Consider the following 19,558-nt stretch of genomic DNA (forward strand, 5'->3'; position numbering starts at 1 on the left):
TAATTCTGAAACAAAAAAAAGACTACAAATTGTAGTCTTTTTAATTTAACCTAAGCTATTATTATAACTTAACACCAATACCAACACCTATAATTAATGGGTTAATATCAACATCTACAGGTAACATTACCTCTCCTGTATTAACCGTTACATCTGTACTTAATAATAATTGTTTAATGTCAAAATTGATAAACCATTTATCGTTTAAGTTGTAGTCAATCCCTGCTTGGAAAGAAAAACCAACAGAATTATCGTAATCCATACCTACAACATCTCCTGAATCTTCTCCATAAAAAATAGTGTAGTTTACACCTGCTCCAACATAAGGTTTAAAGTCTCCTGCGTAAAAATGGTATTGCAAATTTAACGTTGGTGGTAATAACCATACATACCCTAAATCTGTTTCACCTACCTCAACATCATGTTTAGTGGTTGCTAAAATTAGTTCTGCTGCCCAATGCTTAGTAAAAAAGTATGTAAAATCTAACTCAGGCACTACGGTCGTAGAAATATCCACATCTGCACCATCAAGATCATCACCAGGAGATGGTATTACACCAGCCACTCTAAATCTTGCCTGCCATTTATTAAAATCAGTGTCATTTGATACTGTATCCTGCGCATGCGCGTTTAATCCAAATAAACCGACTACTAAGACTGCTAAAAATATTTTTTTCATAATATAATTGATTTGTTGTTTGTTTTATACCACAAAATTACGGGAGACTAAAAGCTTAAAAGCTGACTTTTGTCATTGTTTAAGTAAGTTTTTTTGTTGTTTTTGCAGTATAAAATTCTACTAAAAGTAACCCCTGCCTTTTAATCAAAAACCATTAACTTTATATCTTAATTTATTTAGATGAAACCATTAAGCAAGTACATAGATCACACCATATTAAAAGCTACAGCTACTAAAACAGATATTATAAAATTGTGTCAAGAAGCCAAGGAGCACGATTTTTTTTCCGTTTGTGTAAATAGTTGTTATGTTAGTTTGGCTAAAGCCGAATTAAAAAATAGTGCTGTCAAAGTCTGCAGCGTTATTGGTTTTCCTTTAGGTGCCATGAGTACTATTGCTAAAGTTGAAGAAACTAAACAAGCCCTAAAAGATGGTGCGGATGAGATTGATATGGTTTTAAATATAGGTCTTTTAAAAAGCGAAGATTTTGATGCTGTTTATAAAGACATTGACGCTGTAAAGAAAGTAATGCCTAGCAACACTTTAAAAGTGATTTTAGAAACTTGCTATTTAAATGACCTAGACATTAGTAAAGCCAGTGCATTAGCAATTCAGGCTAAAGCCGAATTTATAAAAACGTCGACAGGTTTTGGAACTGGAGGTGCAACTATAGAAGCTATTACTTTAATGAAAAACGCCATTAATAACGGTAACACAAAAATAAAAGCCTCCGGAGGTATTAAAGATACAGATACCGCTTTACAGTATATTAATCTTGGTGTTGACCGTATTGGTACGTCTAACGGAATTGCAATTGTAACCGGCCAAGCTTCGGGAGATAAAAGTTACTAATCTCAAGCGTAAGCATTTCACCTTAAAAAATAATTATGAGTATACATATTGGAGCCCAAAAGGGCGATGTTGCAGAAACTATATTGTTACCAGGAGATCCTTTACGTGCTAAATGGATTGCCGAAACCTTCTTTGAAAATCCTGTTTGCTTTAATAACGTTAGAGGCATGCTTGGCTATACAGGAACGTATCAAGGTAAACGCGTGTCTGTAATGGGTACAGGAATGGGCGTGCCTAGTATTTCTATTTATGCGCATGAGTTAATTACACAATTTGGTGTAAAAAACCTGATTCGTGTTGGTAGTGCTGGTTCTTACCAAGAACATATCAAGATTAGAGATGTTGTTTTAGCTATGGCAGCATCCTCAAATTCTGGAGTAAACACGCTTAGATTTGGAGGTGCCGATTATGCACCTACTGCTAGTTTTGAATTGTTTCAAAAAGCGGTGGACGCTGCAAAAAACAAAAACATAGCCATTAAAGCAGGTAATGTTTTTACCTCTGACGAGTTTTATACGGATGATTTTGAGTCCTACAAAAAATGGAGTAAATTTGGTGTGCTTTGTGTAGAGATGGAAACTGCTGGTTTATATACCGTAGCTGCCAAACACAATGTAAATGCATTAACGATATGTACTATATCAGACTCGTTAGTTACAGGAGAAAAAACGACTAGTAAAGAACGAGAAACCACTTTTAAAGACATGATAAACATTGCTTTAGAATTAGCCTAATATTGACTTATGAAAAAACTACTACTTCTATTTTTAGTATTCCTTTTTACCTTTTCTGTACAAGCACAACAAGATGATAACACGTCAACCACAACGTATTATTTTATTAGACATGCAGAAAAAGATAGAAGCGATGCCACAAACCATAATCCACAACTAATTAAAAAAGGAAAACGTCGTGCAAGAAAATGGAAACGTTATTTTAAAAAAATACAGATAGACGCCATCTACTCTACTAACTACAAACGCACTTTAGGAACTGCTTTTCCGACGTCAACAAACAAAAAATTACCTGTAATTGCATACAATCCAAACGCTATAGATTATGACGATTTTAAAAAACAAACCAAAGGGCAATCCGTTTTAATTGTTGGACACAGTAATACAACACCAAGATTTGTAAACGCCATAATAAATCAAGAAAAATACGAAGATATTGACGACGCTATAAATAGCAAACTGTTTATAGTAACCATTACTAATGGAAAAATTACAGATCAAGTTATAGATCTTAAATAATGCTAAACTTAAGTCCTGTTACCGTTGCTAAGCATGAGGTATTGCTGCAATTAATGCAACGTATTTATCCACCAGCCTACAGACAGCTTTGGAAAAACAACGATTGCAATTGGTACATAAACTCACAATACAACCTTAAACATGTCACTAAAGAATTAGACGTTAAAAACACCGATTACTTTTTTATCCAATACAATACTAAAACCATTGGTGTTTTAAGATTGGTACATCAAATACCAGAGGCAACAACCAAATTACACCGTTTGTATCTAGATCACGATTATCAAGGATTAGGTCTAGGAAAACAACTAATGCAACTGTCAGAAAATCGCGCAAAAGCAAATCAATCCACCTCTATCTGGTTAGAAGCTATGGACACACAATTACAAGCTTTAAATTTTTATAAAAAATGTGGCTTTAAAATTGTAGACTCCTATGCGTTGGATTTTGAATTAATTATGGACCCATTTAAAGGGATGCATAAAATGACTAAACAATTATAATTACTTTAACTTCAATTTTATTAGCTTTGCACCAATGCAAAAAAAGATAAACATACTTAATAAAAAGGCTAAATTTCAATATGAAATTTTAGATAAATACACTGCTGGAATCGTTTTATCCGGAACAGAAATTAAATCTATTAGAAACAGTCAAGCCTCTATCGCCGAATCTTTTTGCGAGTTTAATGAGCGTGGTGAGCTATTTGTGATTAACATGAATATCCAAGAGTATGCATATGGTAATTATTACAACCACAGACCAAAAGCAGAACGTAAGTTACTTTTAAACAAAAAAGAGCTTAAAAAAATGCTTAAAGAAGTTAATACCTCAGGTTTAACTATCATTCCTTTGCGATTATTTTTAAACGAAAAAGGTTTCGCCAAATTAGATATTGCGTTAGCAAAAGGTAAAAAACTGTATGATAAGCGCGAAACAATGAAGGATAGAGATAACAAACGTGATCTAGATCGTATTAAAAAATCGTTTAACTAAACACCTCTTTTTCTTAATCTGCTTCCTGTTTATGCTTTGGTTTCAACTAAAACAAAAACGGTACACAGCAAAAGCTTTAGTTTTCTATTTAAAAAAAACTTTATAATTTCTATAACAATATTCAATTTCAATAAGTTATATGTTTGAAGGCAGGCAACCTTTTTTAATAAAAAAGCGTCTATACTAATAAACAACCAACTTTAAATGAAATACTCTCTACTTACGCTATTTAGTTTAGTTAGCACTTTTGCGTTTTCTCAAATTACAGGTACTGTAACATCTGACAATAACACGCCTCTAGCTGTCGTCAATATTTTTATCGAAGACACATACACGGGTACCACCACAAATAATGATGGTAATTATTTATTAGAAGTTTCTAAAACAGGAGACTATACTGTTACATTTCAATATTTAGGTTACAAAACCTTAAAAAAGAAGGTCACTATTGATAAATTTCCGTTTGTATTAGATGCTGTATTATCAGAAGAAGACATCAACTTGGACGAGGTTGTGATTAACTCAGAAGAGAATCCTGCTAACGCCATCATGAGGCAGACCATAGCCAAACGTAAAGACAATCTTAATAAATTAAAAGCGTTTAGAGCAGAGTTTTACTCAAGAGGTCTATTAAAAATGGTAGACGTACCCGAAAAAGTTTTAGGTCAAGATGTTGGCGATTTTGATGGAGCGTTAGATAGCACCAGAACTGGTATTGTATACTTATCGGAAACCATATCTAAATTAGAATATCAAGCACCTAAGCCAATCAAAGAGACTATTATAGCTTCAAAAGTAAGTGGGGATAGTAATGGGTTTAGTTTTAATAATGCGACTGATGTCGAATTTAATTTCTACCAAAACACGTTTCAATTAGGAAGCGAAATTGTCTCTCCAATATCCGACTTTGCCTTTAATTATTATAAGTTTAAGTTAGTCGGAACGTTTTATGATGACTTAGGAAATCTAATTAATAAAATTGAATTACTCCCAAAACGAAAAAACGACAAAGCATTTGGTGGTTTTATATATATTGTAGAAGACCAATGGAGTTTGTTTGGTACAGACGTTACATTAACTGGGCAACAAGCACAAATACCTGCTGTAGATTTATTTACAATTAAACAAACGTTTACCTATTACGATACTGAAAAATCATGGATAAAAACCACGCAATTATTCGATTTCAAGTTCGGTATTTTTGGTTTTAATGGTGATGGACGTTTTACTGCTGCTTATAATAACTACGAGTTTAACCCCAATTTTGAGGCTAAAAACTTTACAAGAGAAGTCTTATCTTTTGAAGATAATGCCAATAAAAAAGATTCCATTTACTGGGACACAAAAAGACCTGTACCGTTAACTAATCTAGAAGCTAATGACTATGTTAGAAGAGACAGTATACAGTTAATTAGAGAGTCTAAACCCTATTTAGACTCAGTAGACACAGTTAATAACAAATTTAAATTCGGTAATATTTTAGGAGGGTACAGTTACAACAACTCTTATAAAAAAACCTATTTTAATATCTCCTCTCCTATCAGTAAATTAGCTTACAATACTGTGCAAGGTTGGAATGGAACAGTATCTGCTAGCTATAGCAAATACTTTAAGGACGATAGTCCTGAGTATTTAAGACTATCTTCTAGCATAAATTATGGCGAGTCAGATGATCGCTTAAGAGCTATCGGAAACATCAGCTATAGATTTGACAAAAAAAACAGAGCAAGAATAGCGTTTTCGGGAGGTAATAAAGTAGAACAATTTAATCCTAACCTATCTAGTTTAGAATTACTAAACACCGCGTATTCCCTTACTGCAGAAAAAAACTATTTAAAAATTTACGATCGTACCTTTGCACAAATAGACTATAGTCAAGAGTTACTTAATGGCTTACAACTATCTACAGATTTAAGTTATAACGACAGAAAACCATTATTTAACACTACGGACCAGGCGTGGTACCCTCAAGACAACAGAGACTATACTAGCAACAACCCATTAGATCCAACAGCTAACGGTGTAGCCTCTTTTGACGCGCACAACATCATGAAACTTAATGTAAACACGCGCATTAACTTTGGGCAAAATTACATGAGCTATCCTTTTGGAAAATATAACCTTCCAAATAGTAAAATACCAACACTATATTTAGGTTACGAAAAAGGGTTTGGAAGTAGTAACTCCAACTACAATTTTGATCAATTTAAAGGGATGCTATATCAACGCTTAAATTTAGGTAACAAAGGGGATTTAACCTATTTAGCAAAAGGAGGGGTTTTTAACAATGCAGACAATATTGCTTTTGTAGATTATCACCATTTTAATGGTAATCAAACTAATGTCGTTCTGGATGGCAATTATATTAATGCCTTTAAAATCTTACCGTATTACGCATTAAGTACTAATAAGGCTTACGCCGAAATACATGCAGAACATAACTTTAAGGGTTATATTTTAAACAAAATTCCGTTATTAAATAAGCTTAATTTTAATTTGGTTGCAGGATTTAATGCAGCAGCCACAAATGGCAATAAACCATACACCGAATACTCGCTTGGATTAAGTAATTTAGGTTGGGGTAAAATGCGCTTTTTACGTGTAGATTATGTGCGTGCTTACCAAGGAAGTGGTTTGGTTAACGATACCTTTATGTTTGGATTTAGCTTTTAACTACGTCCTACAAAATGCATAATTCAAGATTCTCTAATTTAGAATAGAAGTTAATTAGTATCAATTGCTATGCAATACAGAGCTTGACTTTACGACTTTATTATAACTAAATTTGTTAAACGACTGATATAAAATATTAAAAAAAAACGAGTATCTTAAAAAAACAAGTTTTTTGTGTTACCAAAATTAAGCAACCACTAATTCTTATCCTCTAATAGCGGAACAAATCTAAACTCACCAAATTCTGTTTTCTCAAAATCCTTTTGACCTGTTCTTACAAAAAGGGTCATTGTTTGTACATTTTCACCAACAGGTATAACTAAACGTCCACCAATTTCTAATTGTGCTAATAATGGGTTTGGCACAAAAGGGGCACCAGCAGTAACTATTATACTTTTAAAAGGGGCTTCTTCCTTCATCCCTTTATAACCATCGCCAAAAATTAAACTTTTAGCTCTGTAACCTAATTTTGGTAAAAATCTGCTAGTAATTTTAAACAGTTCTTGTTGCCTTTCAATACTATACACTTTAGCACCAAGCTCGCATAAAACAGCAGTTTGATAACCACTACCTGTTCCTATTTCTAATACTTTATCGCCTCTTTTAACTTGCATTAATTCCGTTTGAAACGCAACAGTATACGGTTGAGAAATGGTTTGATTAGCCGCAATAGGAAATGCTTTATCTTGATACGCGTGGTCCAAAAAGCTAGAATCCATAAATAAATGTCTAGGTATCTTGCCAATAGCAGCCAATACAGCAGTGTTTGTAATTCCTTTATTCTTTAAAACAGCAACTAATTGCTGACGTAAGCCTTTATGTTTAAAAGTATCTTTCAATGGTAGTCCTTAGTTTAGAGCATAAAATTACTTCAAAAATTCAACCCTGAAAAGGATTTCGGTCAATTTATAATTTTGTCTTAAATCCAATATATAATTATTAAATTCATATAAAATACTGTGTAAAAAAACTTATTTTTGTATAAAACATAACAAACTATGCTAAAAGCTGGTGTATTAGGTGCTGGTCACCTTGGAAAAATTCATCTTAGACTATTAAATCAATCAGAAAAATTTCAATTAGTTGGGTTTTATGATGCAGATGCCGACAACGGTAAAAAAGTTGAAGCTGAATTTGGTTACAAATATTTTAAAACAATTGAAGGGCTAATTGAAGCTGTAGATGTCGTTGATATAGTAACGCCTACCCTATCTCATTACGATTGTGCCAAGCAAGCTATTGCAAAAGGCAAACATATATTTGTCGAAAAACCAATAACAAATACCGTACAAGAAGCCGAAAGCTTAAGAGCTTTGGTTGCAGAATATGGTGTTAAGGGTCAAGTTGGACATGTAGAGCGTTTTAATCCCGCTTTTATTGCAGTTAAAGACCAATTAGATAGTCCAATGTTTATTGAAGCACATCGTTTAGCCGAGTTTAATCCGCGTGGAACAGATGTACCAGTAGTTTTAGATTTAATGATCCATGATATTGACGTTATATTAAGCGTTGTAAAATCTAAGGTTAAAAATGTATCTGCCAGCGGAGTTTCTGTTATAAGTGACACACCTGATATTGCTAATGCACGTATCGAGTTTGTTAACGGTTGTGTTGCTAATTTAACAGCAAGTAGAATATCGTTAAAAAACATGCGTAAAACACGTTTTTTCCAACGTGATGCTTATATCTCTGTTGATTTTTTAGAGAAAAAATGTGAGGTTGTAAAAATGAAAGATGCGCCAGAAACTCCTGGAGATTTTGATATGGTTTTACAAAATGCAGAAGGTGTTAAAAAGCAAATCTATTTTGATAACCCAGAAATATCTGCTAACAATGCTATTCTAGATGAGCTAGAATCTTTTGCAGATGCAATAAATAATAACACAACACCTATTGTAACATTACATGATGGTACAGAAGCGTTACGTGTTGCAACAATGATAATTGATCAATTTTAGAACAACATACAAATGAAAAACATAGCAGTTATAGGTGCAGGAACAATGGGTAATGGTATTGCTCATACGTTTGCACAATCAGGATTTAAAGTACAATTAATAGATATTAGCGAAGCGTCTCTAAAAAAAGGAATGGATACCATTACCAAAAATTTAGACCGTATGGTTGCTAAAGCTAAAATTACAGAAGCTGACAAAGCGGAAACTTTAGGTAATATAACAACCTATACAAATATTGAAGCTGGTGTTGAATACGCTGGTTTAGTAGTAGAAGCTGCAACAGAAAATTTAGATTTAAAATTAAAGATTTTCAAACAATTAGATGCCGCTTGTGGTGAGGATACTATTTTAGCAACTAACACCTCTTCTATCTCCATTACACAAATTGGAGCTGTGACGTCAAGACCAGAAATGGTTATTGGAATGCATTTTATGAATCCGGTACCAATCATGAAATTAGTAGAAATTATCCGTGGGTATAGTACAAGTGATGCAGTCACTAAAATCATCATGGATTTATCTAAGCAATTAGGTAAAACACCAACCGAAGTTAATGATTACCCAGGTTTTGTTGCCAACCGTATATTAATGCCAATGCTTAACGAATCTATTGAAACGTTATACAATGGTGTTGCTGGTGTCGAAGAAATTGATACCGTAATGAAACTTGGTATGGCCCACCCAATGGGACCATTACAACTAGCCGACTTTATTGGATTAGACGTTTGTTTATCTATTTTAAACGTAATGTATGATGGATTTAAAAACCCTAAATACGCACCATGCCCATTATTAGTTAATATGGTAAATGCTGGAAAACTTGGTATTAAATCTGGTGAAGGTTTTTACGATTATTCAGAAAGCAGAAAAGCAGAAAAAGTATCTAAACAGTTTATATAATTAAAAGTAAAAAGGCATAAGTTAGTAGTGTTTATAGCGCTAAAAACGTATGCCTTTTTTTTACTACTTCCCTACTTTGCTTTTTGCCTTTTGCCTTTTGCCTTTTGCCTTTTGCCTAAAAAGACTTCTTATTCTCAAAAACATGACAAAAATACTCCCCTTTAAAGCTGTAAGACCAACTAGAGATAAAGTTAGCTTAGTGGCGTCACGTTCTTATCAGAGTTATACACAAGCAGAAAGAGAAGCACGCTTGGATCATAATCCGTTTTCGTTTTTACATATTGTAAATCCAGGATACAAATACGACAAAGAAATCTCTGGAGAAGCACGTTATAAATTAGTAAAAAACCGTTATTCAGAGTTTAAAGAAGATGCTGTTTTTATACAAGACCAAAAACCTTGTTTTTACATTTATAAAATAGTAGACAGAGACTTTCAAGTCTTTAATGGTATTGTTGCAGCAGCAAGTGTGGAAGATTATACCAATAACATTATTAAAAAACATGAAGATACAATCGCTTCTCGCGAAACCGTATTTAAAGACTACCTAAAAACAGTAGGTTTTAATGCAGAACCTGTATTATTAACCTATCCTGATAACGATGCTATTTCTAACATTATAGCAAAAAAACAAAAAGAACGTGCTGAGTTTGAGTTTACAACAACCTACAGAGACACGCATTATTTATGGCTAATTGAAGAGCCATCAGATATAGATACAATAACAGCCACATTTAATAACATGCCAACGCTGTATATCGCAGATGGACATCATAGATCGGCCTCGTCTCAATTACTTTGCGAAGACCTAAAAAACGAAAATCAAAAACATACAGGAGAAGAAACATATAACTTTTTTATGAGTTATTTGATTGCCGAATCGGAATTACGCATACACGAGTTTAACCGATTAGTAAAAGATTTAAACGGATTAACTAAAGAAGAGTTTTTAATACAATTAGATACCGTATATCGTATTGAAAACAGAGGATTAACACCATATCAACCATCAAAATCGCATCATTTTAGTATGTATTTGGATGGCGAATTTTACTCGTTATACCTTAGAAAAACAGAATATAACTTTGGTACGTCTTTAGACGAATTAGATGCGCAAGTCCTTTTTAAAACAATTCTAGAACCTATTTTAGGAATTACGGACTTACGTAACGATACTCGCATACATTACATTAGCGGAAAAAAAGACATTGTAAACCTTAAGAGTAAAGTAGATAGTAAGGAGTTTATCGTAGGTTTTGGCATGGTTCCTGCGACAATTAATCAAATGAAACAAATCGCTGACGACGGACTAACAATGCCTCCAAAAAGCACATACATAGAGCCTAAAATTAGAAGTGGTGTTACTATTTATGAGTTTTAAAATAAGACAGTAGTAAAAAGGTATAAGGGATGAGAGATAATTTAGATGCTATATTATTTCTTAGTTTGTCATTAAGACTAAAGCGCAGAATCTAAATTAGAGCTATGAAATCGACTAAATTATTACTAATAATATTTTTAATTATATTTTTTAATTGTTCAAGCACTAAAAACACAAACTCTGATTCAAATACTACAATTAACATCCAATACATAAAAGAGATAAAGAACTATAGTCATTTTAAAAAATTAATAAATAAAGACTTTGATTGTAAAAGTGTAGAGCAAAATATTTTAAGAGGAATAACTACAGGCGCCAAACAAACAACCACCAAGTGCCATAATATTAAAAGTAATGAGTTGGTTTATGTTTCTTTTACAAGTGAAGGTGATACTTATATTAGTCAGAAATACTTTTATAAAAACAAGGCATTAGTATTTATTAAAACTGAGGCTATAGATAAAAACAAAGATTCTATATTTAATGAAATTTATGTAAAAAATGATTCAATTTATTACAATCGACAACAATCACATGAGGCTAATCGGTTATTGATTAATGGCGTATATTACTTAAATAATTTCAATTACGAATAACATAAGTAAGTGAATAACCTCAAAACAAATTCATATTACCATAGGAAACATTATGAGCATCAAACAAAATCTAAACATAATAAAACAATCCCTTCCTGATCACGTCACACTAGTAGCTGTTTCTAAAACAAAACCGGTTAGTGATTTAATGGAAGCTTATGAGACTGGTCAACGTATTTTTGGAGAAAACAAAATCCAAGAAATGGCGGACAAACATCAAGAGATGCCAAAAGATATTAAATGGCATATGATTGGTCACGTGCAAACTAACAAGGTCAAATATATGGCTGAGTTTGTAGATTTAATACATGGTGTAGAGAGTTTTAAATTACTAAAAGAAATTAATAAACAAGCTAAAAAGCACGATAGAATTATCGATTGTTTACTTCAAATAAAAATAGCTTCGGAAGATTCTAAATTTGGAATATCTCCAGAAGATGCTTCAATATTACTTCAGTCTGAAGACTTTTCAGCTTTAAAAAATGTTAGCGTTATTGGTGTCATGGGAATGGCAACTTTTACGGAAGACCAAGGTCAAATTAAGCAGGAATTTGGTGTACTAAAAACAACATTTGATTCACTTAAAACAGTACATTTAGATTTGGAAACCATATCTATGGGTATGAGTGGAGATTACCAATTAGCAATTGACTGCGGTAGCACCATGGTTCGCGTCGGAAGTAGTATCTTTGGCGCTAGAAATTATAATTAAAAACACACCTTATTTACACAATAGTCGACATAGAAACCACTGGTGGTAAGTTTAACGAAGAAGGAATAACCGAAATAGCAATCTATAAATACGATGGTCACGAGGTTGTAGACCAGTTTATAAGCTTAGTTAATCCAGAACGTGAAATTCAACCTTTTGTGGTTAATCTTACAGGTATAAATAGTAAAATGCTACGTAATGCACCTAAGTTTTACGAAGTAGCAAAGCGTATTGTAGAAATTACGGAAGACACTATTTTAGTAGCACATAATGCAAAATTTGATTACCGCATTTTAAAAACAGAATTTAAACGTCTTGGATTTGAGTTTGAACGTGAAACATTATGTACTGTAGAACTTTCTAAAGATTTAATTCCTGATTTGCCTAGCTATAGCTTAGGGAAATTAGTTAGGTCTCTTGGTATACCAGTTACAGACAGGCATCGTGCGTCAGGAGATGCTCTAGCAACGGTCAAATTATTTAAATTATTACTAAATAAAGACACCAATAAAACTATAATTAAAGCGTCTATTAGAAAAGAACCAAAATTCCAAATGGAACCGCGTTTAATAGATATTATAGCAAATCTACCATCAAAAACCGGAGTCTATTATATGCATAAAGCCGACGGTGAGATTATTTATATTGGTAAAAGCAAAAACATAAAAAATAGAGTCAATCAGCATTTTACAGGTACAACTGCTAAATCCAAAAAAATCCAAATGCAAGTCGCAACAGTGACTTACGAAGCTACTGGTAGCGAGCTTGTAGCGCTTTTAAAAGAAAGTGAAGAGATTAAGAGAAACAAACCTATACTTAACAGAGCTTTACGTAGAAGTATATTTACACACGCCCTGTACAGTTTTATAGATCATAATGGTTACATAAATCTAACTATAGACAAAGCAGATGGCAGAAAGCCTCACGTTACCACCTTTAGCACTAGACAAAGCGGTAAACATTTTTTAGAAAAAATGGTTGAAAATTTTGAGCTATGTCAAAAATTATGCGGGCTTTATAAAACAAAAAGTAGTTGTTTTCAATACGATGTAAAAAATTGTCAAGGTGCTTGTATAGAAGAAGAAACACCTGAGAGCTACAACAAACGTGTACAGAAACTATTAGACAAGTACAACTACAAAAATAAAAACATGGTTATTGTAGACCAAGGTCGTGAAGTTGATGAGCGTAGCGCTATTTTAATACAAAATGGGGTGTTTAAAGGTTTAGGCTTTTACAATTTAAATTATCAAATTAATAATCTAGAAATTTTAGAATCTATTATTACTCCAATGGAAAATAATAGAGACCAACAACATATAATACAAAGCTATTTAAGAAAAAATAAGCGCATAAAAATACTTAATTTAGAATGAGAACATTAGTCGTTATCGCCCTGTTATTTACAAATTTTTTAGTCTCACAAAACCAATTTAACACCAAGGATTTAACGACTACAAGAGCAGATTTAGAATTAAATGAATTTAAGCAAGATACCACTGCCAATGCTGTAGTTTTATATGAATATGGAAATGCTAAAATTGACGAAAAAAGCTTCAATTTAATTTTAAATTATAACAAAAAAATCAAAATTTTAAACCGTAACGGTTTCAATCAAGCCAACGTTAAAATTTACTTATACAACTCTGGAGGCAATAAAGAGAAAATTACAAATTTAATTGCCACTACTACAAATATAGTAGACGGAAAGGTATCTAGAATCAAACTTGATGATTCTCAAATATTTGAAGAAAAGGCAGACGAGAATCACACAATATTTAAATTTATTCTTCCAAATATTAAAGAAGGCTCCGTTATAACGTATAGTTACACTTTTGAGAGTCCATTTATCTATAAATTTAATACGTGGCGCTTTCAAGAAGAGATTCCAAAACTTTATAGCGAATACAACACGAGTATCCCTGGTAATTACGACTACAATATCAAACTAGTTGGAGAGCTTAAATTAGATGCAAACGAAAGCACTATAAAAAAAGGCTGTGTTGAAAGAAACAATGGTGCTAGTGCAGACTGCACCGTCGGAAAATATGCAATGCAAGACATCCCTGCTTTTATAGAAGAGGATTATATGACTTCTGCCAAAAATTATTTATCCCGAATTGAGTATGAATTAAAAGTTGTTAAAGGATTTGATGGTACAGTAAATAACATTACTAAAAATTGGGAAACAACGGATAGCGAATTAAGGACTGATTCTGATTTTGGAAAACAGCTAAAAAAGGAAAGTCTTGTAAAAAAGCTAATTGACCCTGAATTATTAAATCAAAAAAGTGATTTAGATAAAGCCAATTACATCTTTGACTTTGTTAAAAACAATTACAATTGGAATAACTATTACCGCATTTTTAAAGATGTATCCATAAAAGAAGTCATTGAACAAAAGTCAGGTAACGTAGCAGAAATCAACTTGCTACTTTATAACCTATTAATAAAACATGGTATCCAAACCTACCCTGTACTATTATCGACAAGAAACAATGGATTTATAACTAAACTATACCCTGTTATTTCAGAATTCAACTATGTGATTTTGAGAGCAGAAATTGATGGCGAATCATACTTTTTAGATGCCACAGATTCTGCATTAAATTTTGGAGAGATCCCGTTTAAATGCCTAAATCAATATGGACGAGAAATGGACTTTAAAAACGGAAGTCATTGGGTTGATATAAAACCAAAAACAAGCTCAGCAATACAGCATAAAATTATAGTAAAACTTAATGATGATGGTACATTTACTGGAACTTTGACAACCGCAAAAACAGGTTATAATGCGTTAAAAGCTAGACAGAATTATACTAGAGACGATCAAGATAATTTAAAACAATTCAAAGAAAAATATCCCGATTATACTTTTGGCGATATAGAGGTTGAAATAAACAAAAATAACAAATCGTTGTTTACTGAAACAATGTCTATATCAGGACCATTAACAACCATAGGAAACAAGATTTATTTAGACCCCTTTATTTTTAAAATTTTCACAAAAAACCCGCTACAATTAAACAAAAGGACCTATCCTATTGACTTCGGGTATAAAAATAATTTTATTTACAATATAAAAATTGAATCTAGTGACAACTATAAAATTATAGAAACTCCTCAAGAAAAATCATATAAACTATCTAATAATTCTGGTTTACTTGTTTTTAAACCAATACAAAAAGAAAATATTCTAGAGTTATCTTTTAGAGTTCATTTTTATAACACGATGTACACTACAAATTATTATCCTGAATTAAAATCTTTTTATAACGACATTGTTAAAATTCAAAATAACACTGTAATAGTTTTAGAAAAAAATAACTAATCTTTATTTAGTATTTTTACCACATGAGTGCAGCAAAACAAAATAAAGGTTGGAAAGACAAACTTCATGAGATTATTTATGAGGCAGACACACCTGCGGGAAAACTATTTGATGTCATTCTACTTGTTTTAATTTTAGCAAGTATACTTTTAGTTATGCTAGAAAGTGTCAATCATATTGACGCAAAATACCACGAGCTATTATACATAGGCGAGTGGATTATTACTATATTTTTTAGTATCGAGTATATTTTACGTGTCATAACCGTAAAAAAACCTTTCAAATACATTTTTAGTTTTTATGGTATTTTAGATTTATTGTCAACAATACCAATGTATATCTCTTTTGTTTTTGCAGGTTCTCATGCTTTGGTAACCTTAAGAGCATTACGTTTACTTCGTGTTTTCAGAATTTTAAAACTAGCTAGATACTTAGGTGCTTCTAACCAATTAAAGGATTCTATAATTGCTAGTCGTGTCAAAATATTTGTGTTTTTATTTGCAGTATTAATTTCGTCTGTCATTTTCGGGACCATTATGTATTTGGTTGAAGGAGAAGATAATGGTTTTACAAACATTCCTAAAAGTGTCTATTGGTGTATTGTAACCTTAACTACGGTTGGATTTGGAGATATTGCGCCACAAACTGCATTAGGGCAATTTATTACAACCATCATCATGATTTTAGGTTATGGTATTATTGCTGTACCTACAGGAATTGTATCTGCAGAGTATTCTAGAAGCATGAAAAAGTCTGATGACGAAAAAACACAACAACCGCCACAAAAAAAACTAAATCTAAACACGCAACGTTGTTCTAATTGTCATGAAGAGTACCATGATGACGATGCTAGATTCTGTAAAGTCTGCGGAACCAATCTATATTAATATTCTTTTAAAGACCTTTTAAAGTGAAACACACTAACAAGTATCTTATATCTATTGTTGGACCAACAGCTATAGGTAAAACAGCGCTTAGTATTAAGTTAGCCAATTACTTTAATACAGAAATAATATCAGCCGATTCTAGACAGTTTTTTAAAGAAATGAGTATTGGTACTGCTGCGCCAACCACTGAAGAATTAGCACAGGCTAAACATCATTTTATACACAACAAATCAATCACAGAAGCTTACAATGTTGGTGCTTTTGAAAAAGAGGCCATAACTTGTTTGAAAAGCTTACACCAAAGCAATGACGTTGTTATTATGGTAGGTGGTTCTGGATTATATGTAGATGCTGTTAGTAAAGGTTTGGACTACTTTCCTGAAGTAGATAAAGCCATTAGACCACAATTAAATAAACAATTAGAGACAGATGGTTTAGAAACGCTTCAATTACAACTAAAAACATTAGATCCAACATCTTATAATACGATAGCAATTGACAATCCGCAACGCGTTATTAGAGCCTTAGAGATTTGTATTGGTAGTGGACAACCTTATTCTTCATTTTTAAATAAAGATAAAAATAAACGCCCTTTTAAGACCATTACCATTGGTTTAGAGGCTGATCGTCCAATTATTTACGACAGAATTAATAAGCGCGTCAATATTATGATGGATAATGGATTAGTGGATGAAGTCAAAACACTATTCCCTTTTAAGGAACTTAACAGCCTAAATACGGTTGGTTACAAAGAGATTTTTAATTATTTAGATAATACTTGGACTTTAGACTTTGCTGTAGCAGAAATACAAAAAAATTCTAGACGATTTGCAAAACGACAATTGACTTGGTTTAAACGCAATCCCGAAACTTTATGGTTTGATTATCTAACACCAAAAGAAACTATCATTTCTAAATTAGAAACTATTATAAACTAAAAAAATCCAGCGATATGCTGGATTTTTTTTATTCAAAAAGTAGACTTAAGTAGTTATTAACTTTGGTTAACGACTAATCTGAATCCTTCTCCGTGTATGTTTAAAATTTCAACTTTAGGGTCTAATTTTAAATATTTTCTAAGTTTAGCAATATAAACATCCATACTTCTAGACGTAAAATAATTATCGTCTCTCCATATTTTAGTTAACGCTAATTCTCTTGGCATTAAATCGTTTTCATGTAGCGCTAACATACGAAGTAATTCGTTTTCCTTTGGAGATAATTTTACTTGATCTCCTCCGTTGTATGTTAAAAATCTAAGCTTAGAGTTTAAATCAAAACCTCCAATTTTAAATTCAAATTGCTTGCTATCTGCAACTGTATCGTTAGCTTTACGTTGCATGATTGCTTTAATCTTCATTAATAAGACTTCACTATCAAAAGGTTTGTTTAGATAATCATCTGCACCAACTTTATACCCTTTAAGCACATCTTCTTTCATCGCCTTAGCGGTTAAGAATACTATAGGCACTTCTGCATTTTTCTCTCTAATTTCTTTAGCTAAAGTAAAACCGTCTTTATATGGCATCATGACATCTAAAATACATAGGTCAAAATCGCCACGTTTAAACTTTTCAAAGCCTTCCATACCATTTTTAGCATGTGTAACTTCGTAATCGTTCATTGATAAATAATCTTTTAAAACAGTTCCAAAATTTGGATCGTCTTCGACTAATAATATTCTTTTTAATTGTTCTTCCATAATATTACGAGATTAAGGGAAGCTTTATTGTAAAAGTACTTCCTTTTTCTTTTTCACTTTCTACTGATATATGACCATGATGGTCTTCTACTATTCTCTTAACGTAAGCCAATCCTAAACCATGACCTTTGACGTTATGTATGTTTCCTGTATGTTCTCTATAAAATTTTTCGAACACACGTTTTTGAGCTACTTTACTCATTCCACTTCCGTGGTCTTTAATATGTACTAAAATATTATTACCAGCCAATTCTGTTGTAACTATAATTTTAGGTTGTTCTGGAGAATACTTAATAGCATTATCCAATACGTTTACTAAAACATTGGTAAAATGTGTTTCGTTAGCTAATACGGAAGACTTTTCAGCATTAAGATGGGTTTCTATATGACCACCTCTATCTTCTACAATTAACTCTACATGAGTAATAGCGTCTTCTACTAAGTCGTTTAACTCTACACGTTCCTTACTAATGTTTAGCTCATTTTTTTCAAGTTTAGATATTCTTAATACATTTTCTACCTGAGCATGCATTCTTTTATTCTCTTCTTTAATCATTCCTAAATAACGTAAAACCTTCTCTTTGTCGTCTATTACCTTAGGATTTCTAATGGAGTCTAATGCCAAATTTATTGTTGCGATTGGCGTCTTAAACTCATGTGTCATGTTATTGATAAAATCTGTTTTAATTTCAGAGATCTGTCGTTGTTTTATTAACTGATACAAAGCACTTGAATAAGCAATTATAATAATTAATGTAAATACAATAGACAAAATTAACATCGTTAAAACTGATGATAAAATGAATTTTTTACGTTCCGGAAAATTTACTAATAACCTGTAATTGCTATCGTCGTTTTCATTAAAAAAAAATGGAACACTAAAAGTAGACGCTTTATTTTGATCTAAATGAAAATTTTCTGTCTTAACCTTAGTGGCTAAACCATTACTATAAATAGCAAACTCATAACCAATATTAATATCGTCTTCAATTAGTTTTAATGCCAGTAACCTTTCAACCTGATCAGTATTAACCCTTTTATGTATTGGCTTTCTAAACGCATAATCTAAATATGACGTCTCTAGAAAAAACTCATTGACAGTTGTTACTCCAATCTCAGATAACATAGATGTGAGATTTTGCGTCCCATCTAAAGTGCTGTTTTCTACTATTTTTGTTTCTCTTTCGCTTAAAATTCGTTTTACATTTAAGCTATCTAAACCTATGTCAAAGAGCGATGATGATACTTTAAAATTTTCTTCAAGAATTCCATTTCTATAAATTATAGATTGGTTACTATTAGGATTATCCTGTTTAATATAAAAATTTAAAATAGCATTAGAATCTAGCTTAGTTTTACCTTCTTTAATTAGTTCAGAAATCTTATAATAATGGTCCGAGCGTTCTTCATTTTCAATAGTTTTAGAAACATAACTCAATGCTTTTTTTACATTGAAGTTAAATTGGTTTTCACTATTTTGAATTGAATTGTTAATATAATAAGCTTGTACTAAAATAATACCTATTAAAGAACAACTCATTAAAACTACTAATACTAGAAATATCCTTTTATTCACACACCAAAACTAATATTTTAACATTTAGGATTCCTTGCATTTAACCTTACATTAACAAAAAC

General features: G+C 31.9%; 19 protein-coding genes. 15 read left to right on the forward strand and 4 right to left on the reverse strand.

Going from position 1 to position 19,558, the window contains the following annotated elements; translation table 11 throughout:
* Positions 1-61: 61 nt before the first annotated feature.
* On the reverse strand, positions 62-679 hold the full coding sequence (locus ACZ2G2_RS15675; protein ID WP_470393244.1) for an OmpW/AlkL family protein: 618 nt from the start codon (positions 677-679) through the stop codon (positions 62-64).
* 180 nt (positions 680-859) lie between these two features.
* Between ACZ2G2_RS15675 and deoC the strand changes: the two genes are divergently transcribed.
* From deoC to ACZ2G2_RS15705, 6 genes are all read left to right on the forward strand, one after another.
* The gene (gene deoC / locus ACZ2G2_RS15680) at positions 860-1,531 is read left to right on the forward strand and encodes a deoxyribose-phosphate aldolase (RefSeq protein ID WP_470393245.1); all 672 of its coding nucleotides are present in this window, start codon (positions 860-862) and stop codon (positions 1,529-1,531) included.
* Positions 1,532-1,566: 35 nt separating this feature from the next.
* Positions 1,567-2,265, forward strand: a complete 699-nt coding sequence (deoD, locus tag ACZ2G2_RS15685; RefSeq protein WP_272022941.1) for a purine-nucleoside phosphorylase — start codon at positions 1,567-1,569, stop codon at positions 2,263-2,265.
* 9 nt (positions 2,266-2,274) lie between these two features.
* Positions 2,275-2,784, forward strand: a complete 510-nt coding sequence (locus ACZ2G2_RS15690; protein ID WP_281846697.1) for a SixA phosphatase family protein — start codon at positions 2,275-2,277, stop codon at positions 2,782-2,784.
* Entirely contained in the window at positions 2,784-3,287 is a 504-nt protein-coding gene (locus ACZ2G2_RS15695) for a GNAT family N-acetyltransferase (RefSeq protein WP_470393248.1), read from the forward strand. The genes ACZ2G2_RS15690 and ACZ2G2_RS15695 overlap by 1 nt, the downstream gene beginning before the upstream one ends.
* 34 nt (positions 3,288-3,321) lie before the next feature.
* Positions 3,322-3,780 (forward strand): SsrA-binding protein SmpB, encoded by a 459-nt coding sequence (gene smpB, locus ACZ2G2_RS15700; protein WP_090840485.1) that lies wholly within the window; start codon positions 3,322-3,324, stop codon positions 3,778-3,780.
* A 204-nt stretch (positions 3,781-3,984) separates the two neighbouring features.
* On the forward strand, positions 3,985-6,453 hold the full coding sequence (locus ACZ2G2_RS15705; protein ID WP_470393250.1) for a DUF5686 and carboxypeptidase regulatory-like domain-containing protein: 2,469 nt from the start codon (positions 3,985-3,987) through the stop codon (positions 6,451-6,453).
* 197 nt (positions 6,454-6,650) lie between these two features.
* Here ACZ2G2_RS15705 and ACZ2G2_RS15710 read toward each other — a convergent pair whose 3' ends face one another.
* Entirely contained in the window at positions 6,651-7,292 is a 642-nt protein-coding gene (locus ACZ2G2_RS15710) for a protein-L-isoaspartate(D-aspartate) O-methyltransferase (protein WP_090840491.1), read from the reverse strand.
* 159 nt (positions 7,293-7,451) lie between these two features.
* On the opposite strand from ACZ2G2_RS15710, the gene ACZ2G2_RS15715 reads away from it, so the two are divergent.
* The 9 genes from ACZ2G2_RS15715 to miaA all read left to right on the forward strand — a co-directional run bounded on the left by ACZ2G2_RS15715 (position 7,452) and on the right by miaA (position 17,156).
* Complete coding sequence (locus ACZ2G2_RS15715) at positions 7,452-8,411, forward strand: Gfo/Idh/MocA family protein (protein ID WP_470393252.1); 960 nt, start codon at positions 7,452-7,454, stop codon at positions 8,409-8,411.
* 12 nt (positions 8,412-8,423) lie between these two features.
* On the forward strand, positions 8,424-9,311 hold the full coding sequence (locus ACZ2G2_RS15720) for a 3-hydroxyacyl-CoA dehydrogenase family protein (RefSeq protein ID WP_090840495.1): 888 nt from the start codon (positions 8,424-8,426) through the stop codon (positions 9,309-9,311).
* Between the two features lie 142 nt (positions 9,312-9,453).
* Complete coding sequence (locus tag ACZ2G2_RS15725) at positions 9,454-10,692, forward strand: DUF1015 domain-containing protein (RefSeq protein ID WP_470393255.1); 1,239 nt, start codon at positions 9,454-9,456, stop codon at positions 10,690-10,692.
* A gap of 104 nt (positions 10,693-10,796) precedes the next feature.
* Complete coding sequence (locus ACZ2G2_RS15730) at positions 10,797-11,288, forward strand: hypothetical protein (protein WP_090840500.1); 492 nt, start codon at positions 10,797-10,799, stop codon at positions 11,286-11,288.
* A gap of 52 nt (positions 11,289-11,340) precedes the next feature.
* The gene (locus ACZ2G2_RS15735) at positions 11,341-12,000 is read left to right on the forward strand and encodes a YggS family pyridoxal phosphate-dependent enzyme (protein WP_470393257.1); all 660 of its coding nucleotides are present in this window, start codon (positions 11,341-11,343) and stop codon (positions 11,998-12,000) included.
* An 11-nt stretch (positions 12,001-12,011) separates the two neighbouring features.
* Positions 12,012-13,376, forward strand: a complete 1,365-nt coding sequence (locus ACZ2G2_RS15740; protein ID WP_090840506.1) for an exonuclease domain-containing protein — start codon at positions 12,012-12,014, stop codon at positions 13,374-13,376.
* Positions 13,373-15,331, forward strand: coding sequence for a DUF3857 domain-containing protein (locus ACZ2G2_RS15745; protein ID WP_470393259.1), 1,959 nt, complete (start codon positions 13,373-13,375; stop codon positions 15,329-15,331). Before ACZ2G2_RS15740 ends, ACZ2G2_RS15745 begins: the two co-directional genes overlap by 4 nt.
* A 23-nt stretch (positions 15,332-15,354) precedes the next feature.
* On the forward strand, positions 15,355-16,218 hold the full coding sequence (locus ACZ2G2_RS15750; RefSeq protein ID WP_090840510.1) for an ion transporter: 864 nt from the start codon (positions 15,355-15,357) through the stop codon (positions 16,216-16,218).
* Between the two features lie 23 nt (positions 16,219-16,241).
* A complete protein-coding gene (miaA, locus tag ACZ2G2_RS15755) occupies positions 16,242-17,156 on the forward strand; it encodes a tRNA (adenosine(37)-N6)-dimethylallyltransferase MiaA (protein WP_470393261.1) in 915 nt (304 codons plus the stop codon).
* A 56-nt stretch (positions 17,157-17,212) separates the two neighbouring features.
* Here miaA and ACZ2G2_RS15760 read toward each other — a convergent pair whose 3' ends face one another.
* Positions 17,213-17,920 carry a response regulator transcription factor gene (locus tag ACZ2G2_RS15760; RefSeq protein ID WP_101202677.1) on the reverse strand — a complete coding sequence of 236 codons (708 nt, stop codon included), beginning with the start codon at positions 17,918-17,920 and terminating at the stop codon, positions 17,213-17,215.
* 4 nt (positions 17,921-17,924) lie between these two features.
* Positions 17,925-19,460, reverse strand: coding sequence for a sensor histidine kinase (locus tag ACZ2G2_RS15765; protein WP_470393264.1), 1,536 nt, complete (start codon positions 19,458-19,460; stop codon positions 17,925-17,927).
* Positions 19,461-19,558 lie beyond the last annotated feature (98 nt).

This window comes from Olleya sp. KKT75 (assembly GCF_055635485.1).

Coding starts and splice junctions, on each gene's coding strand:
- ACZ2G2_RS15675 (WP_470393244.1), bottom strand. CDS start 679: ATGAAAAAAATATTTTTAGCAGTCTTAGTAGTCGGTTTATTTGGATTA.
- deoC (WP_470393245.1), top strand. CDS start 860: ATGAAACCATTAAGCAAGTACATAGATCACACCATATTAAAAGCTACA.
- deoD (WP_272022941.1), top strand. CDS start 1,567: ATGAGTATACATATTGGAGCCCAAAAGGGCGATGTTGCAGAAACTATA.
- ACZ2G2_RS15690 (WP_281846697.1), top strand. CDS start 2,275: ATGAAAAAACTACTACTTCTATTTTTAGTATTCCTTTTTACCTTTTCT.
- ACZ2G2_RS15695 (WP_470393248.1), top strand. CDS start 2,784: ATGCTAAACTTAAGTCCTGTTACCGTTGCTAAGCATGAGGTATTGCTG.
- smpB (WP_090840485.1), top strand. CDS start 3,322: ATGCAAAAAAAGATAAACATACTTAATAAAAAGGCTAAATTTCAATAT.
- ACZ2G2_RS15705 (WP_470393250.1), top strand. CDS start 3,985: ATGAAATACTCTCTACTTACGCTATTTAGTTTAGTTAGCACTTTTGCG.
- ACZ2G2_RS15715 (WP_470393252.1), top strand. CDS start 7,452: ATGCTAAAAGCTGGTGTATTAGGTGCTGGTCACCTTGGAAAAATTCAT.
- ACZ2G2_RS15720 (WP_090840495.1), top strand. CDS start 8,424: ATGAAAAACATAGCAGTTATAGGTGCAGGAACAATGGGTAATGGTATT.
- ACZ2G2_RS15725 (WP_470393255.1), top strand. CDS start 9,454: ATGACAAAAATACTCCCCTTTAAAGCTGTAAGACCAACTAGAGATAAA.
- ACZ2G2_RS15730 (WP_090840500.1), top strand. CDS start 10,797: ATGAAATCGACTAAATTATTACTAATAATATTTTTAATTATATTTTTT.
- ACZ2G2_RS15735 (WP_470393257.1), top strand. CDS start 11,341: ATGAGCATCAAACAAAATCTAAACATAATAAAACAATCCCTTCCTGAT.
- ACZ2G2_RS15745 (WP_470393259.1), top strand. CDS start 13,373: ATGAGAACATTAGTCGTTATCGCCCTGTTATTTACAAATTTTTTAGTC.
- ACZ2G2_RS15750 (WP_090840510.1), top strand. CDS start 15,355: ATGAGTGCAGCAAAACAAAATAAAGGTTGGAAAGACAAACTTCATGAG.
- ACZ2G2_RS15760 (WP_101202677.1), bottom strand. CDS start 17,920: ATGGAAGAACAATTAAAAAGAATATTATTAGTCGAAGACGATCCAAAT.
- ACZ2G2_RS15765 (WP_470393264.1), bottom strand. CDS start 19,460: ATGAGTTGTTCTTTAATAGGTATTATTTTAGTACAAGCTTATTATATT.